17 protein-coding genes are annotated in these 21,993 nt (G+C 64.1%); 13 read left to right on the top strand and 4 right to left on the bottom strand.

Translation table 11 applies throughout. The annotated features are described in order from the left end of the window. Positions 1–71: 71 nt before the first annotated feature. The 3 genes from lysM to AC0L2V_RS19570 all read right to left on the bottom strand — a co-directional run bounded on the left by lysM (position 72) and on the right by AC0L2V_RS19570 (position 2,866). On the bottom strand, positions 72–551 hold the full coding sequence (gene lysM / locus AC0L2V_RS19580; RefSeq protein ID WP_287253950.1) for a peptidoglycan-binding protein LysM: 480 nt from the start codon (positions 549–551) through the stop codon (positions 72–74). Between the two features lie 175 nt (positions 552–726). Continuing rightward, a complete protein-coding gene (gene arfB, locus AC0L2V_RS19575) occupies positions 727–1,161 on the bottom strand; it encodes an alternative ribosome rescue aminoacyl-tRNA hydrolase ArfB (RefSeq protein WP_473520948.1) in 435 nt (144 codons plus the stop codon). Between the two features lie 94 nt (positions 1,162–1,255). Continuing rightward, the gene (locus AC0L2V_RS19570) at positions 1,256–2,866 is read right to left on the bottom strand and encodes a phosphoenolpyruvate carboxykinase (protein ID WP_473520947.1); all 1,611 of its coding nucleotides are present in this window, start codon (positions 2,864–2,866) and stop codon (positions 1,256–1,258) included. Positions 2,867–3,210: 344 nt separating this feature from the next. Between AC0L2V_RS19570 and AC0L2V_RS19565 the strand changes: the two genes are divergently transcribed. The 13 genes from AC0L2V_RS19565 to AC0L2V_RS19505 all read left to right on the top strand — a co-directional run bounded on the left by AC0L2V_RS19565 (position 3,211) and on the right by AC0L2V_RS19505 (position 21,473). Continuing rightward, on the top strand, positions 3,211–3,912 hold the full coding sequence (locus tag AC0L2V_RS19565; RefSeq protein WP_023796909.1) for a response regulator transcription factor: 702 nt from the start codon (positions 3,211–3,213) through the stop codon (positions 3,910–3,912). Between the two features lie 140 nt (positions 3,913–4,052). After that, on the top strand, positions 4,053–5,834 hold the full coding sequence (locus tag AC0L2V_RS19560) for a stimulus-sensing domain-containing protein (RefSeq protein ID WP_473507866.1): 1,782 nt from the start codon (positions 4,053–4,055) through the stop codon (positions 5,832–5,834). A gap of 158 nt (positions 5,835–5,992) precedes the next feature. Next, positions 5,993–6,454: an HPr kinase/phosphorylase gene (locus AC0L2V_RS19555; RefSeq protein ID WP_473507865.1), complete on the top strand. Its 462-nt coding sequence runs from the start codon at positions 5,993–5,995 to the stop codon at positions 6,452–6,454. 162 nt (positions 6,455–6,616) lie between these two features. Beyond that, positions 6,617–7,018, top strand: coding sequence for a PTS sugar transporter subunit IIA (locus tag AC0L2V_RS19550; RefSeq protein WP_027152037.1), 402 nt, complete (start codon positions 6,617–6,619; stop codon positions 7,016–7,018). After that, positions 7,015–7,311: an HPr family phosphocarrier protein gene (locus AC0L2V_RS19545; RefSeq protein WP_023796904.1), complete on the top strand. Its 297-nt coding sequence runs from the start codon at positions 7,015–7,017 to the stop codon at positions 7,309–7,311. The genes AC0L2V_RS19550 and AC0L2V_RS19545 overlap by 4 nt, the downstream gene beginning before the upstream one ends. Positions 7,312–7,499: 188 nt before the next feature. Continuing rightward, positions 7,500–8,900, top strand: coding sequence for an adenosylhomocysteinase (gene ahcY, locus AC0L2V_RS19540; RefSeq protein WP_128168861.1), 1,401 nt, complete (start codon positions 7,500–7,502; stop codon positions 8,898–8,900). A gap of 187 nt (positions 8,901–9,087) precedes the next feature. Then, positions 9,088–11,667, top strand: a complete 2,580-nt coding sequence (locus tag AC0L2V_RS19535; RefSeq protein ID WP_473520946.1) for a sensor histidine kinase — start codon at positions 9,088–9,090, stop codon at positions 11,665–11,667. An 8-nt stretch (positions 11,668–11,675) separates the two neighbouring features. After that, entirely contained in the window at positions 11,676–13,187 is a 1,512-nt protein-coding gene (gene tsaE, locus AC0L2V_RS19530) for a tRNA (adenosine(37)-N6)-threonylcarbamoyltransferase complex ATPase subunit type 1 TsaE (RefSeq protein WP_473507863.1), read from the top strand. Next, positions 13,184–13,954 (top strand): nucleotidyltransferase family protein, encoded by a 771-nt coding sequence (locus tag AC0L2V_RS19525; RefSeq protein ID WP_473507862.1) that lies wholly within the window; start codon positions 13,184–13,186, stop codon positions 13,952–13,954. Before tsaE ends, AC0L2V_RS19525 begins: the two co-directional genes overlap by 4 nt. Beyond that, the gene (gene addB, locus AC0L2V_RS19520) at positions 13,951–17,073 is read left to right on the top strand and encodes a double-strand break repair protein AddB (RefSeq protein WP_473520945.1); all 3,123 of its coding nucleotides are present in this window, start codon (positions 13,951–13,953) and stop codon (positions 17,071–17,073) included. Before AC0L2V_RS19525 ends, addB begins: the two co-directional genes overlap by 4 nt. Then, the gene (addA, locus tag AC0L2V_RS19515; RefSeq protein WP_473520944.1) at positions 17,070–20,579 is read left to right on the top strand and encodes a double-strand break repair helicase AddA; all 3,510 of its coding nucleotides are present in this window, start codon (positions 17,070–17,072) and stop codon (positions 20,577–20,579) included. Before addB ends, addA begins: the two co-directional genes overlap by 4 nt. A gap of 74 nt (positions 20,580–20,653) precedes the next feature. After that, the gene (trxA, locus tag AC0L2V_RS19510) at positions 20,654–20,977 is read left to right on the top strand and encodes a thioredoxin (protein ID WP_091592579.1); all 324 of its coding nucleotides are present in this window, start codon (positions 20,654–20,656) and stop codon (positions 20,975–20,977) included. A gap of 214 nt (positions 20,978–21,191) precedes the next feature. Beyond that, a complete protein-coding gene (locus tag AC0L2V_RS19505; protein ID WP_473520943.1) occupies positions 21,192–21,473 on the top strand; it encodes a cupin domain-containing protein in 282 nt (93 codons plus the stop codon). Between the two features lie 38 nt (positions 21,474–21,511). Here AC0L2V_RS19505 and AC0L2V_RS19500 read toward each other — a convergent pair whose 3' ends face one another. Further along, positions 21,512–21,931 (bottom strand): VOC family protein, encoded by a 420-nt coding sequence (locus AC0L2V_RS19500; RefSeq protein WP_473520942.1) that lies wholly within the window; start codon positions 21,929–21,931, stop codon positions 21,512–21,514. Positions 21,932–21,993 lie beyond the last annotated feature (62 nt).

Here is a 21,993-nt window from a genome sequence, read left to right as displayed (position 1 = left end):
CATCACACGAAAACGGCGACCCGAAAGCCGCCGCCATTGTCGATTGCTGTTGCCGATCTGGCTCGATCTGGTCAGGCCTGGTCGAGATCCGGGATGCGCAGGACCTGCCCCGGATAGATCTTGTCCGGGTCGGTCAGCATCGGCTTGTTGGCCTCGAAAATGACCGTGTTCTTCGCACCCTTGCCCTTGCCATAGCTCTTTTCGGCGATCTTCCAGAGATTGTCGCCTTTCTTGACCGTGTAGAAGGTCGGTTGCTTGGCCGGGGCTGCGGGCGTGCCGGCCTCGGGTGCGGCGACCTGCAATTCATCCGCCTGCACCTTGGACACGCCAAGCGTGTTGCCGACGGCGATGATGGCTTTTTCGAAGATCGACTGGTCCTTGACTACGCCTTTCAGCACAGCCGTATCGCCCTTGACGTCGACTTCCACATTGTCGGTGCCGAGCGCGTGCGAATCGAGTTCCTTCTTCAGCGTATCGGCGGTCGGCTCCGGCTCATCGTCGCCGAAGCCGAGCTTCTTGCCGACGTCCTTGACGAAATCAAACATGCCCATCTGCGGTCTCCTTGCTGTGACGAATACCGAACTTGCCACCTGCAACCTCGAATTGGAAGCGGTCTCGACCGCGATCGACGTCGCGCCTGCCGCATCGGCCCAAACTCGGAATCGATTTTTGGAAAAGCACCATGCGTGGCTGCCAGAGCCCGCCTTGTGCGTCCGGGTGGACGCGTCAATCGTCGTCCACCCGACCGCGCAGCTTCTTGATCGTGCCGCGCCCAGCCTTGGTCTTCAGCCGCCTTTCGACCGCGCCTTTCGACGGCCTCGTCTTCTTGCGCGGCGGCGGCGGTTCGGCGGCCTTGGCGACCAGTTCGGCAAGCCGCGCCCGGGCGTCCGCCCGGTTCTGCTCTTGCGTGCGGAAGCGTCCGGCCTCGATGACGATAACGCCGTCCTTGGTGGCGCGCTGGCCGGCCAGCCTTATGGTTCGCTCGCGGACGCGCTCCGACAGGCCCGGCGCATTCGCCGCATCGAAGCGCAATTGCACCGCCGTCGCCACCTTGTTGACGTTCTGGCCGCCGGGGCCGGACGAGCGGATGAAGTCCTCGTGCAGGTCATCCGGATGGATCACCGCATCGTCGGCAATGATGATCTTGTCGTCGGCGTTCATGCCGCAGTCATGGCGCGGCGAACGAAAAAAGAAAAGGCCCCCCGGGTCGGGCCCTTGCCCGATCCCGATCCCGGCCCTGGTAGCCGGATGGCGACTATTCCGCGGCTTCGCGCATGCGCGGCGCGGCGCCGAGCACGATGGCGTCGACATGCGGTTCGAATTTTTCGAAATTGACGGCGAACATGCCGACCAGCCTTGCCGCCTGCAGGTCATAGGCTGAGGTATCGGCCCATGTCGATCTTGGGTCGAGAATGGCACGGTCGACGCCCGCGACCGCCACCGGCACCTCGAAACCAAAATTGGCGTCGGTCCGGTAATCGGCTCCTTTCAGCGAGCCGTCGAGCGCTGCGGCGAGCAGCGCCCGCGTCGCCTTGATCGGCATCCGCTTGCCGGTGCCGTAGGCGCCGCCGGTCCAGCCGGTGTTGACCAGCCAGCAATCGACACCGTGATGGGCGATCAGCTCGCGCAGCAGATTGCCGTATTCCGACGGATGGCGCGGCATGAACGGTGCGCCGAAACAGGTCGAAAACGTCGCTTCGGGTTCAGTGACGCCCTTTTCGGTCCCTGCCACCTTGGCGGTGTAGCCGGAGAGGAAATGATACATCGCCTGCGCCGGGGTCAGCCGGGCGATCGGCGGCATCACGCCGAATGCGTCGGCGGTGAGCATGATGATGTTTTTCGGGTGACTGGCGCGGCCTGTCTTGCTGGCGTTGGGGATGAAGTGGAGCGGATAGGCGCAGCGCGTGTTTTCAGTGAGATTGCCGTCGTTGAAATCAGGCACGCGGCCGGCGTCGAGCACCACATTCTCCAGCACCGTGCCGAAGCGCTGGGTGGTGGCGAAGATCTCCGGCTCGGCTTCGGCCGAGAGCTTTATCGTCTTGGCATAGCAGCCGCCTTCGAAGTTGAAGATACCATGCGGACCCCAGCCGTGCTCGTCGTCGCCGACCAGCGTGCGCGACGGATCGGCCGACAGCGTCGTCTTGCCGGTTCCCGAGAGGCCGAAGAAGATGGCCGCGTCTCCGCCGGCGCCTTCATTGGCCGAGCAATGCATCGGCATCACGCCCTTCGCCGGCAACAGATAGTTGAGCACGGTGAACACCGATTTTTTCATTTCGCCGGCATAGGAGGTGCCGCCGATCAGCACGATCATGCGCGTCAGATCGACGGCGATCACCGTTCCGGTTCGGGTGCCGTGGCGGACGGGATCGGCACGGAACGACGGCAGGTCGATGATCGTCAACTCGGGCACAAAATTCTCGAGCTCGGCGGCTTGCGGGCGAATGAGCAGATTTCGGATGAACAAGGAGTGCCAGGCAAGCTCGGTGACGACCCGGGTCGTCAGCTTCAAGTCCTCATCGGCGCCGCCGACCAGGTCCTGCACATAAAGATCCTTGTCCGCCGCGTGGGCGCGAAAATCGGCGAGCAGCGTGTCGAACTGGGCCGGCGAGATCGCCTTGTTGTTGTCCCACCAGACATGCGGCCCGGTGGTCTCGTCGCGGACGACGAATTTGTCCTTGGGCGAGCGGCCGGTGTGCTGCCCGGTCTCGGCGACCAGCGCGCCATGCGCGGTAAGCCGGGCCTCGCCGCGGCGGATCGCTTCCTCGTAAAGGACGGCCTCGCCGAAATTATAGCGCACCGCGCCGGTGGTTTTCAGGCCGATCCGGTCGATCGCCCATGCGGGATTGCGTTTGCCGGCTTCCGACATGAGGGGTTCCTTCTTCGATTGCAGCATCCTGGCCGGCGAACTTCCGGAGCCCCCAACGATGGAGACTGTAACGGTCAGAACCAGAAAAGCCAAATGATATCAAATATTTAATCGATTTAAATAATTTGAAAGTTGTTTAAATCGTTTATATGTGCGAAAAATCAGGCGGGTGCCCAAAGGATTGGCGGTCTGTATCGGTCCAATCCATGTTGAGGTGAGATTGTGGCCGCCGGCATGCCGCTCGTGACAGCGGACGAAGCCTGTGCCACATTTTGTACCTAATTTGTCCTGCAAAAGCCCCTTCTCGACCAAAGAAGGGACAGCTCATGAGGGAGCCACTTGAAATGGCAACAATCGCGCTTGTCGACGACGACCGCAACATTCTGACTTCGGTGTCGATCGCCCTCGAATCGGAGGGGTATCGCGTCGAAACCTATACGGATGGGGCGTCGGCGCTGGAAGGTCTGGCGGCGCGCCCGCCGAATCTCGCCATCCTCGACATCAAGATGCCGCGCATGGACGGCATGGAGCTTCTGCGCCGGATGCGCCAGAAATCCGACCTGCCGGTGATCTTCCTGACCTCCAAGGACGACGAGATCGATGAGCTTTTCGGCCTCAAGATGGGCGCCGACGACTTTATCCGCAAACCCTTCTCGCAGCGTCTTCTGGTCGAGCGGGTTCGCGCCGTGCTGCGCCGTGCCAGCGCCCGCGAGGCGTCGGCCAAGACGCCCAACCAGCAGGCCCGCTCGCTTGAGCGTGGCCAGCTTGTCATGGATCAGGAGCGCCACACTTGTACCTGGAAAGGCGAGCCGGTGACGCTTACCGTCACCGAATTCCTGATCCTGCATTCTCTGGCCCAACGCCCCGGTGTGGTAAAAAGCCGTGATGCGCTGATGGATTCGGCCTATGATGAGCAGGTCTATGTCGATGACCGCACCATCGACAGTCACATCAAGCGGCTTCGCAAGAAGTTCAAGGCCGTCGATGATGACTTCGAGATGATCGAAACCCTTTACGGAGTCGGATATCGGTTTCGCGAAGCGTAATAGGCAATAGGCAGTAGGGAATAGTCGGTAGTCAGTTTTGAATGGTGCGAACGGCCACTTAGCATCGCCGCGACCTCAGCCAACCATTTCTCTATTCCCTACTGCCTACTCACTAATTACTAAGCGGGGGCTGCTATTCGATGGCAGTGGACGTAGAGCGAGTGAGACGGACGAGCGCCCGGCGCCCGTCGCGGATTCTGCCCGCATTCCTGTCGAGGATCACGGTGCCGATGCGCCGCTTCCTCGGCCACCATATCTTTTCCAGCCTGACGCGGCGCATTCTCTTCCTCAACCTCGCCGGCCTGGCCGTCCTGGTCACCGGCATTCTCTACCTCAACACGTTTCGCGACGGGCTCATCGATGCCCGCGTCGAGAGCCTGATGACCCAGGGCGAGATCATCGCCGGCGCGATCGCGGCATCGGCGACGGTCGAGACCGATTCGATCAGCATCGATCCGGAAAAGCTGCTTGAACTGCAGGCCGGCGAAAGCCTGGGCCCCGGCTCCGATCAGCTCGACAATCTGGACTTTCCGATCAATCCTGAGCGCGTCGCGCCGGTGCTCAGGCGCTTGATTTCGCCGACGCGGACGCGCGCCCGGATCTATGACCGCGACGCCAATCTTCTGCTCGATTCGCGCCACCTCTATTCGCGCGGCCAGATCCTTCGCTACGATCTGCCGCCGACCGACAAGGAAGAGCCCGATCTTCTCGAGCGAATCCAGAAATTCGTCTTCGACTTCTTCCGCAACACCGCGCTGCCGGTCTACCATGAGCAGCCGGGCGGCAACGGCGCTGCATTTCCGGAGGTGGTCAAGGCGCTTACCGGCAGCCCGTCGACCATCGTCCGGATCTCCGAACAGGGCGAGCAGATTGTTTCGGTCGCCGTGCCGATCCAGCGCTTCCGCGCCGTCCTCGGCGTGCTGATGCTGTCGACGGAAGGCGGCGACATCGACAAGATCGTAGCGGCCGAGCGCAAGGCGATCCTGCGCGTCTTCGGCATTGCCGCCCTTGTCACCGCCATCCTGTCGATGCTGCTTGCTTCGACCATCGCCAACCCGCTGCGCCGGCTGTCGGCGGCGGCGGTCAGGGTGCGGCGCGGCGTCAAGAATCGCGAGGAAATCCCGGACTTCTCCGATCGGCAGGACGAGATCGGCAATCTGTCGATCGCCGTGCGCGACATGACCAATGCGCTCTACGCCCGCATCGAGGCGATCGAAAGTTTCGCGGCCGACGTCTCGCACGAATTGAAGAACCCGCTGACCTCGCTGCGCAGCGCGGTAGAGACCCTGCCTCTGGCCAAGAACGAGGCGTCGCGCGCCCGGCTGATGGAGATCATCCAGCACGACGTCCGGCGGCTGGACCGTCTCATCACCGACATTTCCGATGCCTCCCGTCTTGACGCCGAGCTCGCGCGCGAAGACGCAGGAACCGTGGATCTCAAGAAATTCATCACCGATCTGGTCGACGTTTCGCGCACGGCCACGCGCAACAAGAAGACGGTCGACATCGAGTTCAAGGTCGCCAAACTGCCGCAGGGCGTCAAAGGCTATTTCGTCGCCGGCCATGACCTGAGGATCGGCCAGGTCATCACCAACCTGATCGAGAATGCCCGCTCCTTTGTTCCTGAGGAGCGCGGCCACATCACCATATCGTTGGCGCGCGCCGGCAAGGTCAACATCATCACCGTCGACGACAATGGTCCCGGTATAAGGGCCGACAACATCGACCGCATCTTCGAGCGCTTCTACACCGACCGGCCGGCCGGCGAGGCGTTCGGCCAGAACTCGGGTCTTGGCCTGTCGATCAGCAGGCAGATCGTCGAAGCCCATGGCGGCACGCTGACCGCCGAGAACATCCCGGGCACCAAACCCGGCGAGATCAAGGGCGCGCGTTTCGTCGTGACACTGCCGGCGGAAGGCTGACGCATGATCCCGAAAAGTGGGAACCGGTTTTCGGACAAGATCATGCGTGAACCAAAAAGCATGATCCCGAAAAGTGGGAACCGGTTTTCGGACAAGATCATGCGTGAACCAAAAAGCATGATCCCGAAAAGTGGCGACCGGTTTCCGGACAGGAACTCATGCGTGAGCCGACTGTGAAGGCTGAGAACATTCACGGCACGGCGATCCTGATCGGCGAGCGTGGTGTCCTCATCACGGGACCGTCCGGGTCGGGCAAGACGACGCTGGCGTTCGCCCTCATCGATCATTGCCGCCAACGTGGATTGTTTTCGCGGCTGATCGGTGACGACAGGCTACTCGCGGCCGATCACGCGGGGCGGCTGGTCTGCCGGGTGCCCGCTCCCATCGCCGGCCTCGCCGAGGTGCCCGGATTCGGCCCGCGGCCATTGTCGTTCGAGCCCGGCGGCGTCATCGACCTTTGCGTCCGGCTGGTCCCGGCAAGCGAAATGGACCGCTTCCAGGAAGATGCCAGCGAGTTCATCGCGGGCTGTCCGGTGCCGCGTATTGATCTCGCCGAACGCAATGTTCCGGCGGCCCTGCCGGCCGTGATGGCGCGGCTGCCAATTGCGCCTTTCGTATGATGCGATTTCGAATTGTTGCTGCAATGCGTCAAAATGGCCTGCGCCTGTGCAATTTTGGGCTTGTCAACGCGCCTCGCGTCGACAAGATAGCGCTCCCGCCGCCTGAAAAGGCCGGCGAGCATGAAACGCCTGTGAAGCGGCGATGACGGGAGCCACCAAAGAATGATCGGACTCGTGCTTGTAACGCACGGTCAACTGGCCGCCGAATTCCGCCATGCCGTGGAACATGTCGTCGGGCCACAAGACAGTTTCGAGACCGTCGCGATCGGCGCCGATGACGATATGGAGCAGCGCCGCAGCGACATCATCGATGCCGTTGCCCGTGTCGACACGGGAGCGGGCGTCATCGTCTTGACAGACATGTTCGGCGGCACGCCGTCCAATCTTGCAATTTCGGTGATGGAATCCGGTCGCACCGAGGTCATTGCCGGCATGAACCTGCCGATGCTGATCAAGCTGTCCAGCATTCGCAAGGGCGACAATATGAGCGCAGCGCTGGACGAGGCGCAGGCGGCCGGCCGCAAATACATCAATGTCGCCAGCCAGCTTCTGAGCAGCAAATGAGCGCGCTGTCGGCCAACAAGGGTGACATCGTCCGGGAATTTCCAATCGTCAACCAGCGTGGCCTGCATGCCCGCGCCTCGGCAAAATTCGTTCAGGTTGCCAGCGGCTTCGACGCCTCCGTCCAGGTCGAGAAGGACGGCGTCACGGTTGGTGGCACCTCGATCATGGGCCTCATGATGCTGGCGGCAAGCCCCGGCTATTCGATCCGCGTCACCGCCAGCGGCCCGGAGGCCGAGCAGGTGATCGACGCGCTGGAGCAACTGGTCGCCTCCCGCTTCGGCGAAGAGTCCTGACGCCTGGAGCGCGTCGCGGCTGAACCCGATTTCGCGCCGGCGCCTCTGAGGACATGCACGGATAAAGATTTCTTTATATCCCATTGTCGTCCGACCGACGATCTGCTAGTCAGGCCGGCAACTCGCGCCCTTCGACACGCCTTCCGGCGCGGGCGCATCCGAAGACAATTCTTGATCGGAGCACTGCCATGACGGGTAGCAATGACTATGTGGTCGCCGACATCTCGCTTGCCGGCTGGGGCCGCAAGGAGATCGAGATCGCCGAAACCGAAATGCCGGGCCTGATGGCCTGCCGCGAAGAATTTGGCAAGGCGCAGCCGCTCAAGGGCGCGCGCATCACCGGCTCGCTGCACATGACCATCCAGACGGCGGTGCTGATCGAAACGCTGAAGGCGCTCGGCGCCGAGATCCGCTGGGCCTCCTGCAACATCTTTTCGACCCAGGACCATGCGGCCGCGGCCATCGCCGAGGCCGGCATTCCGGTCTTCGCGGTCAAGGGCGAGTCGCTCGAGGACTACTGGGTCTACACCGACAAGATATTCCAGTGGGCCGATGGCGGCACCTCCAACATGATCCTCGATGATGGCGGCGATGCCACCATGTACATCCTGATCGGCGCGCGCGCCGAAGCCGGCGAGGATGTGCTCTCCAATCCAGGCAGCGAGGAGGAAGAAATCCTGTTTGCCCAGATCAAGAAGCGGATGGCGGCATCGCCCGGCTTCTTCGCCAAGCAGAAGGAGGCGATCCGCGGCGTCACCGAAGAGACCACGACCGGCGTCAACCGGCTCTATCAGTTGCAGAAGAAGGGCCTGCTGCCGTTCCCGGCGATCAACGTCAACGACAGCGTGACCAAGTCGAAATTCGACAATAAATATGGCTGCAAGGAATCGCTGGTCGACGGCATTCGCCGCGGCACCGACACGATGATGGCCGGCAAGGTTGCGGTCGTCTGCGGCTATGGCGACGTCGGCAAGGGCTCTTCGGCGTCGCTCAAGGGCGCCGGCGCCCGCGTCAAGGTCACCGAGGTCGATCCGATCTGCGCATTGCAGGCGGCAATGGATGGCTTCGAAGTCGTCACCCTCGAAGATGCCGCCCCGACCGCCGACATCATCATCACCACCACCGGCAACAAGGATGTCGTCACCATCGACCATATGCGGGCGATGAAGGACATGGTGATCGTCGGCAATATCGGCCACTTCGACAACGAGATCCAGGTGGCGTCGCTGCGCAATCTGAAGTGGACCAACATCAAGCCGCAGGTCGACATGATCACCTTCCCGGACGGCAAGCGGATGATCCTTTTGTCGGAAGGCCGCCTGCTCAATCTCGGCAACGCCACCGGCCACCCGAGCTTCGTCATGTCGGCGTCCTTCACCAACCAGGTGCTGGCCCAGATCGAGCTGTACAGCAAGCCCGGCCAGTATCAGAACCAGGTCTATGTCCTGCCGAAGCATCTCGATGAAAAGGTCGCGCGCCTGCATCTCGACAAGCTCGGCGCCCGGCTTACCGAACTGTCCGGCGAACAGGCCGCCTATATCGGCGTGACCCCGCAGGGACCGTTCAAGCCGGAACACTACCGCTATTAACCACAGCGGAAATTACCACTAGATATTGAGGCCGGGCGATTGACTTTCGCCCGGCTTTATTTTTGCGCCGATTGATTCTTCACGCCGATTCGCGCAAGCGCTATGGTGCTGATTCGCGGGCCCAGGGACGAGGGCCGAAGCCCGCATCAGGGCGGTCTTGCATTCAGGCGGCGAAGAGGACCAGGACATGCCGGGGGATTACCCGCCTTGCGCGGGACAGGCCGTTTCCGGCGGCCACAACGATATGGTGACCACGGGTTCCGCTGCCAGAGGCGGAAGCCTCTTATGGCGCGCTGGCGCCCGCGTCGGAAAATTGCTTGCTTCTTCCGCGCTCGCCGGCCCGCTGCTTGGCCTTTCGGCACACGCTGGACCGGCTGCTACATCCCACGCGGCTGCGCCCAAAGCCGGGCTGTCGGTCAGCACGGTCGAGGTCATGCAACTCGCCATGTTTGTCGGCGTCATGGGCGCGGCGCTTGTCTCGGCCATTTTCCTGATCCGCGAACGGGCGCGCACCTCGGCCCAGAATGGCGAACTCAGAGCCCGCCTGGCCGACGTCAACGCTGCGCTGCAGCGCTCCGAGGCGCTGCTCAACCTGCGCGGCCAGCGTGTCGTCGTATGGGCATCGGAAAACAAAAAGCCCGAGCTCGTCGGGACATTGCCGGTTGAAAGCGGGGCTCCGGAAGACCGTGCCGCCTTCCTCGCCTTTGGCCGTTGGCTGATGCCGCGCTCGGCGGCGGCGCTCGAGAATGCCGTGGCGGGACTGCGGGAAAAGGCGAAGCCGTTCGATCTCGTCATCGAATCGCAGGCCGGGGCGCCGCTCGAAGTGCACGGCCGCAAGAGCGCAGCACACGTGCTCGTCCGCTTCGTCTCGCTTTCTGAAACGCAGCGAAGCGAGGCTAGGCTAAGAATTGAGAACCAGCGCCTTGCCGCCGACTATGACACCATGCTCGGTCTTTTCAACGCACTCAGCATGCCAGCCTGGCTGCGCTCGGCGGACGGGCGGCTGAAATGGGTCAACCGCGCCTATGCCAGGGCCGTCGAGGCGGAAAACGCCGAAGCTGCGGTTCGCGACGCGAAGGAGTTCCTGGGCGGCCAGGCGCGCGATGCAATCGCTGCGCAGCACAAGTCGCATCCCGTCTTCGAGCAGGCGCTTTCCACCGTAATCGAAGGCGACCGCCGCATGTTCGCCGTGACCGACTTCGCCGGCGCGGACGGCTCGGCGGGCCTCGCCTGCGACACCAGCGCCATCGAAACGATCCGTAGCGAATATGAGCGGACCGTGCGCAGCCATGCCGACACGCTCGACCAGCTCAACACCGCCGTGGCGATTTTCGATACCGATGAAAAACTGCGGTTTTTCAACCAGGCGTTTCAGAAACTATGGGGTCTCGACGCCGGCTTCCTGCACAGCGCTCCGGACAACGCCTTGTTGCTCGACCGGCTGCGCAGCGAAGGCAAGATCGCCGAGCAGCCCGAATGGCGGCGCTGGAAGGAAAGCCTGCTTGGCGCCTATCGCGCGGTCGAGTCGCAGGAACATTGGTGGCATTTGCCGGACGGCAAGACCATCCGCGTCGTCGCCAATCCGCAGCCCAAAGGTGGCGTCACCTGGGTGTTCGAGAACCTGACCGAGAAGATGGACCTTGAAAGCCGCTACCAGACCGCGGTGCGGGTCCAGGGCGAAACGCTCGACAATCTTGCCGAAGGCGTAGCCGTGTTCGGCCCCGACGGCAGGCTCAGATTTTCGAACCCTGCATTCGCAGCACTTTGGGGGCTCGACGCCGACGCCGCCAAGCCCAACGTTCACGTCTCCACGATCCGCGATCTGTGCGACCGGCGCGCCGCCGACAGCCCTTGGCGCGGCTTCGTTGCCGCCGTCACCGGTTTCGACGACGAGCGCCGCGACCGCCACGGCCAGACCGAGCTGAACAACGGCACCGTCCTGCGCTACGCGATGATCCCGCTGCCCAACGGGCAGGTGATGATGACCTTCGTCGACGTCACCGACAGCGTCAATGTCGAGCGGGCGCTGAAGGACAAGAACGAGGCGCTGGAAAAATCCGACCAGCTCAAGAACGAGTTTGTGCAGCACGTCTCCTACGAGCTGCGCTCGCCGCTGACCAACATCATCGGTTTCACCGAGCTGCTTTCGCTGCCCTCGACCGGGCCATTGAACCAGAAGCAGCGCGAATATGTCGAGCATGTCAGCTCGTCTTCCTCGGTCCTGCTCACCATCGTCAACGACATCCTCGACCTGGCGACCGTGGATGCCGGCATCATGGAACTCGATATCTCCGAAGTTCACGTCGACCGGACCATCGCTGCCGCTGCCGAGCTTGTGGCCGACCGGCTGGAGGAGCATGCGATCAGGCTCAAGATCGATGCGGCCACTGCGCCAAAGACGTTCCACGGCGACGAAATCCGCGTTCGCCAGATCCTCTACAACCTGCTGAGCAATGCCGCGAACTACGCTCCTGAGGCGAGCACCATCACGCTCGCCTGCCGCTCGCTTGCCGAAGGCGTGGAATTCTCCGTTCACGACGATGGTCCCGGCATGCCGCCGGAACTGCTCGATTCGGTGTTCCGCCGTTTCGAACCGCGCACCAATAGCGGCCGCCGGCGCGGCCCTGGCCTCGGCCTGTCGATCGTCAAGAGCTTTGTCGAGCTGCATGGCGGCAGTGTCCGCATCGAAACCGGCAAGGACATGGGCACCACCGTCATTTGTGCCTTTCCCGACACGCCGTCCGGCATCCGCGCGGCGGCCGAGTAGCGCGCTCGATGGCAGGCGTGGTGCTAGAGCGTTTTCTGGCCGACGAGGCTGCGACCGCAAGGCTGGGCGAGGATCTGGCCATGTCACTGCGCCCCGGCGACGTGCTGGCTCTCAGAGGCGATCTCGGCGCCGGCAAGTCGAGTTTGGCCCGGGCGCTGATCAGGGCAATGACCGACGATGCCGGTCTCGACGTGCCGAGCCCGACCTTCACGCTCGTCCAGAGCTATGAGGCGCGCGTCCCCGTCCATCATTTCGACCTCTATCGCCTGTCCGCGGCGTCCGAACTGGACGAACTGGGCTTCGACGAGGCGCTGGCGCAAGGCGCTGCCCTGGTCGAATGGCCGGAGCGGGCAGAGGCCTATTTGCCAAAGACTTCGGTGCTGATCGAACTCGTCCATCAGGACGACGGGCGCCTGGCGAGATTGTCGGGACAAGGCGCTGCCTTCGAGCGCGCGGCGCGCTCGCTGGCCATGCGCAATTTTCTCGAAACAGCCGGCTGGGGTGAAGCGCAGAGACGCTATTTTATCGGCGACGCCTCGGCCCGCTCTTATGAGGTCGTCTCGCTGGCCGGCCTGCCGCCGCGCGTGTTGATGAACTCGCCGCGGCTGGTGCTCGGGCCGCCGGTCCGCGACGGCAAGCCCTATGCGGTGATCGCCCACACCGCGCAATCCGTCGCCGCCTTCGTCGCCATCGATCGGGCATTGCGGGCCGGCGGCGTCAGCGCCCCGGAAATCCACGCGCAGGACCTGGACCAGGGCTTTCTTCTCATGGAGCATCTCGGCTCGGAAGGGTTTCTCGGCCAGCACGGTCAGCCGCTGGCGGAGCGCTATGCGGCGGCGGCCGAACTGCTTGCCATGATGCACGGCAAGACGTGGCCCGATCGCATCGAGGCCGCGCCCGCCGTCTTTCACGATGTCCCGCCTTTCGACCGCGACGCCATGATGATCGAAGCCGAATTGCTGCTCGACTGGTATGTGCCGGCAATCACTGGCGGCCCGGCAAGCGATGCCTTGCGCGCCGGCTATGCCAAGCAATGGAACGCGGCCCTCGACCGGCTAGAGGGGCGCGAATACACGCTCATGCTGCGCGACTTTCATTCGCCGAACATCATCTGGCGCGGCGAGCGTAGCGGTCACGATCGCCTTGGCATCGTCGATGTCCAGGACGCGCTGATCGGCCCCTCCGCCTATGATCTCGCCTCTCTCGCCATGGATGCCCGGGTTACGATCTCGCCTGAGATCGAGCGGCGGACGCTCGATGCCTATATCGCCGCTCGCCACAAGGCTGGCGTTTTTAACGAAGACGAATTCGTCGAGACCTATGCGATCATGGCAGCGCAGCGCAATTCGAAGATCCTCGGCATTTTCGTCCGGCTCGAAAAGCGCGACGGCAAGCCCTATTATCTGAAACACCTGCCGCGCATTCGCGATTATCTTCGGCGGGCGCTGGCGCATCCGGCACTTGCCGGCCTGCGGGATTTCTACACCGCCCACGGGCTGCTGGAGGAGCGGCCGCCGTGACGACACGCCCCAAAACCGCAATGGTGCTTGCCGCCGGGCTGGGAAAGCGCATGCGGCCAATCACCGACACAATGCCGAAACCGCTGGTCAGGATATCAGGCAAGACGTTGCTTGACTGGAGCCTGGACGGCCTGGCTCGCGCCGGCGTCGACAAGGCCATCGTCAACGTCCATTACTTTCCCGAGCAGATCGTCGCCCACGTCGCCGCGCGCCGCGCGCCGCGCGTCGTTATTTCCGAGGAAAGCCAAAGACTGCTCGATTCCGCCGGCGGTATCGTCCATGCTTTGCCGGAACTGGGAGGGGCTCCCTTTTACATCGTCAACGCCGACACCTTCTGGATCGACAGCGGCGTGCCCAACCTTGCCCGCCTCGCCCTTGCATGGGACGCGGCGAAAATGGATATTCTGCTGATGCTCGCGGATTCCCAGTCGGCAACCGGACACAGCGGCGGCACCGATTTCCTGATGGCGCCGGACGGCGCCTTGCGGCGTTCGAAAGGCGACCCGACAGGCCTGATCTATGCCGGCGCGGCGATCGTCCATCCCAGGCTTTTCAAGGATGCGCCGGCCGGCCCACACTCGCTCAACGCCTATTTCGATGCGGCCATCGCAGGCGGCCGCCTGTACGGCATGGTGATGCACGGCCATTGGATCACCGTTGGCACGCCCGACGCCATTCCGCTTGCCGAAGCGGTCGTTGCCACCGCTCTTGCTGAGTCGCCCGGCACTCTTACCGAGTTGACCAGCGCTCTCACCAAGTTGAAATGAGCGGCTCCCGCCGCGTTTCCTCGATCCCGCCCGGAGCGCCGTTTCTGCCGACGCTGGCCGAGGCCTTGCTGTCAGGGCGGCTTGTTCCCGGTTTCCGCTTCGACGGCGATCCGCTGGCGCTGGCCGACGTCACCATCTACGTGCCGACGCGCCGCGCCGCGCGGGCGCTGCGCGGCGTCTTCGTCGACTGTCTGGGTGGCCGCTCGGCGATCCTGCCGGTCATCCGCCCGCTCGGCGAGTTTGACGAGGACGAGGCCGCGTTCGAGGCCGACGCATCGGCCGCCATCGACCTCGCGCCGCCGATCGCCGCGATCGAGCGCCTGCTGCTGCTGGCGCCGCTGGTGCGCGCCTGGAAACGCCGCCTGCCGGCGCATGTCGCGGCACTTTTCGACGAGGAGATCGTTGTGCCGGCGTCGGCCGCCGATGCCATCTGGCTGGCGCGCGACCTGGCCCGGCTGATGGACGAGATCGAGACGGAAGGCACGGACTGGACCAGGCTCGCCGATCTGGTGACCGGCAACCTCGCCGGCTGGTGGCAAGTGACGCTCGACTTCCTGAGCATCGTCACCGAAAACTGGCCGAATCTCCTCGAAGAACGCAATCGCTCCAACCCGGCTGCGCATCGCAATGCGCTGATAAGGCTGGAAGCAGCGCGGCTGAAGCGCAATCCGCCGACCGGGCCGGTGATCGCCGCCGGCTCCACCGGGTCCATTCCCGCCACCGCTGAATTGCTTGCGGTGATCGCCGGCCTGCCCAGCGGCGCGGTCGTGCTGCCCGGCCTCGACCTGATGCTGGATGAGCCGTCATTCCAGGCAATTGCGGTGCCCGGCGCGCGGCCGGCCTTGCTTGGCCACCCGCAATACGGCCTGGCAAAACTGATCGGCAAGATCGGCGTGCTGCGCGGCGATGTCGAGGAGATCGCCGTTGCCGAAAGGCCGCTCGCGCTGCGCGCCGCACTTGTCGGCGAGGCGCTGCGGCCGGCGGAGACCACCGAACTGTGGGTCGAGACGCGCGCCCGCTTTACTTCAGGCGATATCACCGAGGCCTTCGCCGACGTGACGCTGCTCGAAGCCGCCGGCGAGCGCGACGAAGCGGTGGCGATCGCCGTCGCGCTGAAACGCGCCGTCGAACAGCCCGGCCAGCGCGCCGCGCTCGTCACCGGCGACCGCGCCCTGGCGCGGCGCGTCTCGGTCGAGCTGTTGCGGTTTGGTGTCGTCGCCGACGATTCGGGCGGCACACCGCTCATCAACACGCCAGCCGCCAGCCTGCTCAGACTGGCGCTTCAGGCGGCGTTCCGCCCCGGCGATCCCGTGGCCCTGCTGTCGCTGCTCAAGCACCCGCTGCTTGGCCTCGGTCTGGAACAACGCACAAGTGTCCGTCACGCGGCGGAGATCGTCGAACTGGTGGCGCTGCGCGGCGGCACCGGCCGCCCCGACGCCGCCTCGCTGCCGGAGCTCTTCGAGGCCCGCCTCACCGGCCTGGGCAGCACCCGGCCACCGTTCTGGTTTTCCCGCCTGACCGTGCGAAACATCGAAGGCGCCCGCGAACTGCTCGTCCGCCTTGCTGCTGCGCTGGCGCCGCTGATTGCCTTTCGCAGTCAAGCCGAAGCCGACCTTGCCGAATTGACCCGGGCCAGCGTCGTCACGCTCGAAGGTCTCGGCCGCGCCGCGGATGGCAGTCTGAGCGAACTCTATGCCGGCGACGCCGGCGAAAAGCTCACCGAGCTCTTGCGCGGGCTGGTCGCTGCCTCGGCGTCGTTCTCCTTCGGAGCCGACGAATGGCCCGATGTGATGGAGGCGCTGATCGCACCCGAGACGGTCAAGCCGGCACAAGGCACCGACAGGAACATCGCCATCTGGGGTGCGCTGGAAGCCCGGTTGCAGAACGTCGACACGCTGGTCGTCGGCGGGCTCAACGAAGGCGTGTGGCCGCGCAAGCCGGAAAGCGACCGCTTCATGTCCCGGCTGATGAAGACCGGCATCGACCTCGAGCCGCCCGAACGGCGCATCGGCCTGGCCGCCCATGATTTCCAGATGGCGATGGGGGCGAAGAAAGTGGTGCTGGCGCGCTCCGCCCGCTCCGGCGACGCACCGGCGGTGCCGTCGCGCTGGCTGCAGCGCCTGCTGACCTTCATAGGCAAGGACCATGCGGCGGTGCTTCGCCGGCGTGGTGATGAATTCCTGTCCTGGGCCCGTGCGCTCGATGCCGGCGAACGAAGAGACTTCGCGCCGCGGCCGCAGCCGAAGCCACCGCTGGATGTGCGGCCGCAACATTTCTCGGTCACCGAGATCGAAACGCTGCGCCGCGACCCTTACGCGATCTATGCCAGGAGGATCCTCCGCCTGATGCCGCTCGATCCGGTCATCCGCGACCCGGGCGCTGCCGAACGCGGCACGCTGTTTCACGCCATCCTGCATCTTTTTTCGCGGACCGTGGCCGATCCGCTTGTGCCGGAGGCGCTGGACGGTCTCATTGCCGCCGGCCGCGCATGCTTTGCCGAGGCGGCCCTTCCTCCCGATGTCGAGGCGGTGTGGTGGCCGCGCTTCGAAAAGCTCGCCGCCGGCATCATCGAATGGGAGCGCGGCCGCGCCTTCGCCGTGACAATGCGGCATGCCGAGGAGCACGCCGAGAAAACAGGCGTCGGCCAGTCCGGCGTGACGCTGTCCGGCTATGCCGATCGTGTCGATCTCCTGGCCGGCGGCATGGCCGACGTCCTGGATTACAAGACCGGCTCTTCGCCGTCGAAGGCGCAGGCCCATACGCTGCTTTCGCCGCAACTGGCGCTCGAGGGCGCGCTGCTCAGGCGAGGCGCCTTCAAGGGGCTAGGCGCGCGCGAGCCGTCGCAGCTGGCCTTCATCAGGCTGAAGCCGAACGGCGAGGTGTTCGAGGAATCCATCCTCGAATACAACCGCAAGCCGCGAACCGCCGCAGACCTCGCCGAGGAGGCCTGGGCGCGGCTCGAAAAACTGCTGATCCACTATGCCAACCCGGCGACCGGATACCTGTCGCGGGCGTTGCCGTTCCGCGAGGGCGAGACCGACGGCGACTACGACCATCTCGCCCGCGTGCTCGAATGGTCTGCCGGGGGCGACGCCGACGACGAGGGAGGGGAGGCATGAAGAAGGCCTATCCCATCCCGACCGATACCGCCGTCAGCCAGGCAAGCGCCTCAGATCCGCAAAATTCCGCCTGGGTGTCGGCCAACGCCGGATCGGGCAAGACCCATGTGCTGGCCCAGCGTGTCATCCGTCTTCTGCTGCGTGGCACCGATCCGTCGAAGATCCTGTGCCTGACCTACACCCGCGCCGCCGCCGCCAACATGTCGAACAGGGTGTTTTCGACATTGTCGGAATGGACGGCGCTTGGCGACGCAGAACTGGCGACAAGGATAGAGGCGCTGGACGGTCGCGAGCCCAATCGCGAAGCCATGCGCCGCGCCCGCCGCCTGTTCGCCGAGGCGCTGGAGACGCCCGGCGGGCTGAAGATCCAGACCATCCACGCCTTCTGCGAATCGGTGCTGCACCAGTTTCCACTGGAAGCCAACATACCGGCCCATTTCGAAATGCTCGATCCGCAGATGGAGGCGTCGCTCTTCGCCGCCGCCCGCCGCGACATGATCTCGGGCACGGCGGCCGGCGATGCGGAACTGGCCGAGGCTTTCGCCACCATTCTGGAACGCGGCGGCGAACATGGGCTTGACGCCTTGCTGGCCGAGATCGTTCGCAAGCGCGAAGGTCTGCGCGCCTTCATCAGCGCGGCTGGCGGCGATGGTTTTCAGGCGCTGTTCGACGAGTTCAGGTTTCGCGCCGGCCAGACCGCCGATGGCCTGGCGGCGTCCGTCTGGCCGCTGCCGGGCTTCCTGCCGGACTATTTCATCACCTTCGCCCGTGCTGCTGAAGCCGCCGATGCCCGCACCGTACTCAACAACCTTCTGCCCTATGCGCGCCTTGCCTTCGCCGAGGATGATCCGGTTCGCCGGCTGCATCTGCTGGCAAAAGCCTTCCTGCGAGGCGATGGCGAGCCTTATGAGCCGGCAATGTTCAAGAAGGCGTTGCTCGACCGGCTGCCGGATCTTGCCGAGCGCTATCTGTCAGCGGTCGATGCCATTCTCGAAATCTCCGACCGATTGGCCTTGTTCAGGATGCTGGAGGGCACACGTGCCGCGCTGACCATCGCCGACTGGCTGATCGCCCGCTACGAGCACTTGAAGCGCGCCCGCGGCTTCCTCGATTTCAACGACCTCATCACCCGAACTGTCAATCTCCTGGCGCGGCCCGACGCCGGCCCCTGGGTGCAATACAAGCTCGACCAGGGCATCGACCATATCCTGCTCGACGAGGCGCAGGACACCAGTCCCGACCAGTGGGAGGTGGTAAAGCGACTGGCCGAGGAATTCTTTGCCGGGCTCGGCGCACGCGACAATGTTCACCGCACGGTGTTCGCCGTCGGCGACGAAAAACAGTCGATCTATTCCTTTCAAGGAGCGGCGCCCGACTCCTTCGCCGATTCAAGGCTGCTGTTTTCCGCAAAAGTGCGCGACGCCAAAGCCGCCTTCGCCGATCTCAAGCTGACCTGGTCGTTCCGCTCGACCGAAGACGTGCTTGCGGCGGTGGACCGTGTCTTTGCCGACCCGCTCGTGCGGCGCGGCATCAGCCACGATCCCGACCCGCTGACCCACAAGGCGATCCGCAGCGATGCGCCGGGCTATGTCGAGGTGTGGCCGTCGATCGGCGCCGACGTCGTTGACGAACCCGACGACTGGACGCAAGCCGTCGACCACGCCCATGCACCGGCGGTGCGTGTTGCCGAAAACGTCGCGGCAACCATTGCCGGCTGGATCGGCGCTGGCGAGATCATCGAGGGCCGCGGTAAGAAGCTTCGGCCCGGCGACGTGCTGGTGCTGGTGCGCAAGCGCGATCGTTTCGTCCATGCGCTGACGCGCGCACTGAAGCGCCGCGACATCCCGGTCGCCGGCGCCGACCGCCTCAGCCTGCCCGGTCATATTGCGGTCAAGGATCTGATCGCGCTCGGCCACTTTCTGGTCCAGCCCGAGGACGATCTGTCGCTCGCCGCCGTGCTGCGCAGCCCGATTTTCCACGTTTCGGAAGAGATGCTTTTCGCGCTCGCCGGCGAGCGGCCGTCCGGCCTCTCGCTGATCGCTTCGCTCAGGCAGCAAGCCGGCGAAAACGCAGCCTCGGCCGCAATCGCTGCCCAACTCGACACATGGTCTGATGAAGCCGCATTCAGGCCAGTGTTCGAATTCTATGCCGGGGCTCTCGCCCGCGACGGCTTGCGCAAGAAAATGATCGCGCGGCTCGGGCCGGAGGCCGGCGACATCCTCGACGAATTCCTGAGCTTCTGCCTGGCCGAGGAGCGGACCGGCCTGCCGGGACTGGAATCCTTCCTGGCGACGCTGGAAAATGCCGGCCCCGAGATCAAGCGCGAAATGGACCAGACCCGCGACGAGGTTCGGGTCATGACCGTTCATGCCGCCAAGGGCCTTGAGGCGCCCGTCGTGTTCCTGGTCGATGGTGGCTCGGCGCCGTTCAGCGATCAGCATCTGCCGCGACTGATGCCGTTCGATGGCTCGGGCCAACACTGGGACGGCAAGGGCTATCTCTGGCGTTCGGCCGGCGATGTCGCCAATGGCTTTTCGCGGGCCGCTTCGGTTCGCGCGCGCGAACTGGCCGACGACGAATACCGCCGGCTGCTCTATGTCGGCATGACCCGCGCCGAGGACCGGCTGATCGTCTGCGGCTATCACGGCAAGCGGGCGCCGAATACCGGCACCTGGCACTCGATCGTCAGCCGCGCGCTGGTCGGCGCGCCCGAAAGCATCGAGCGGCAGCACCCCGCCACTGGCGAGACCGTGCATCGCTTTCACCTGACAAAATTGCCGCCGGTCGCGCAAGTGGCCGCCGAAGCGGCGCGGCAGGCGCAACAGTTCGAGCCGTTGCCGAAGAGCCTGTTCCAGCCCTTGCCGCCCTTCGAGGAACTGCCGCGGCCGCTGTCGCCGTCCGGCGCCTCGGCGCTGATCGACGAGGCCAGGCAAGCCGTAATCGACACCGGCTCGCCGGTGCTGGACACCGAGGCAGAACCTGGCTTTGCGGTGATGCGGGGGCAGGCGCTGCACAAATTGCTGCAGATGCTGCCCGGCATTGCCGAGACCGAACGCCGCGATGCCGCGGAGCGCTACCTCAAGCGCGTTGGCGCGCAATGGCCTGAAAGCGAGCGTGACAAGGCCTTGGCTTCGGTGGCGACGATCCTTGCCGACAGCCGCTTCGATCAGCTGTTTGCGCCGAATTCACGCGCTGAGGTCGCGGTCATGGGCAGCCTGGAGGTCAAGGGCAAGCTGCGCTCGATCTCCGGCAAGATCGACCGGCTGGCGGTCACATCAGGCAGGGTGTCGATCGTCGACTACAAGACCAACCGGCCGGCGCCTGCAGCGCTGGCGGACGTTCCACCGGCCTATGTCCTGCAGCTCGCGCTCTATCGCGCACTGCTCCAGCCGCTTTATCCCGGGCATGAGGTCTCGGCGGCGCTGCTGTTCACTGAAGCGCCACGATTGATCGAGCTGCCGCCGGCGGTGATGGACGACGCCCTTGCCCGACTCACGGGAGCGTGACACAACAGCTGCTTGAAGAAGGGCGCGATCACCACCACATTTGGTGCGACAATAACTCTCGAAAGGATTTTCGCATGGCCACCGTCAAGGTCGACAAGAGCAATTTCCAGACCGATGTGCTTGACGCCAAGGAGCCGGTCGTCGTCGATTTCTGGGCGGAATGGTGCGGCCCGTGCAAGATGATCGCGCCGGCGCTGGAAGACATCGCCATCGAACTCGGCGGCAAGGTCAAGATCGCCAAGCTCAACATCGACGAGAATCCCGAGCTGGCCGCGCAGTTCGGCGTGCGCTCGATTCCGACGCTGATGATCTTCAAGGGCGGCGAAATGGCCGACATGAAGGTCGGCGCCGCGCCGAAGACGGCGCTGTCGCACTGGATCAACGGCAATCTCGCCTGATCCGGCGGAAATCCGCAGACAAGCCCGGCCCTCGCGCCGGGCTTTTTGCTGCGTCATCTAATGTGCCGCGCCTCCCCCTGGACGCGCGAAGGACGCTGCGGCACTTGATCTGACCGAAGATCGGATCGGATTTTCTGGGTCATGCGGCTGGTCCGCCGTGGCACTCGCCACTTGCCGGCCCATGTTCTTGTCTGGCTTAAAGCAGGAGAACGACATGACCGGATCCGCCAAGGCCACCGTCTTCATCGACAATGAGCGCGTCATCGTCACCGAATACCGCTTCGCGCCGGGCGACAATACCGGCTGGCACCGCCATGGCCATGATTATGTCGTCGTGCCGCTGATGGACGGCAAGCTCAAGCTCCTGACCAAGGACGGCGAATCCTTCGCCGAAATGAAGCAGGGGGCGCCCTATTTCCGCAAGGAGGGCGTGGAGCATGACGTCATCAATGCCAATGAGGGCGAGTATGCCTTCATCGAGATTGAGCTGAAGTAGTCCCCACCGAGGCCGTCTCCGCCATAGGCGTGAGGCGATCACCAATCCGCGATGCGATCGCCTCCGACGAACTGCGCACTTTTCTCTGTGTATTCAAACAGTTCTATCTTCACGTTGTTGGGATCGCGAATCCACGCCTGGTAGGTATCATCGCATGCGTGTTTCTTTGACGTGACGTCAACGCCTTTCGCTCTTACGTGGGCGATCGCGGCGTCAAGGTTTTCCACTTCAAGGCAGAAGTGGTTGATCTGGTTCAGGTCGCTATAGCTGGCCCCGTCTTTCTGGAACACCTCGACGTGGCTGCGGCTGCCGCAATTGAGGTAGAAACCGAAAATCTTGCCGTCGCGCAGGAAGTTGAACTGGGTGTCCATGCCGAGGACGTCCCGATAGAAGCTTCGCGTCACTTCGAGATCATCTGCGAAGATGCAAACGTGAGCGAGCTGCTTTACGTTGATCATGGCTGGCTCCTCGCGGTGATCTGACGATGTCCGGCGTCATCGTGCCCTGATGAACCAGCGCC

It is taken from the genome of Mesorhizobium sp. WSM4814 (assembly GCF_055811595.1).
This window is presented reverse-complemented; position numbering and strand designations above follow the sequence as displayed.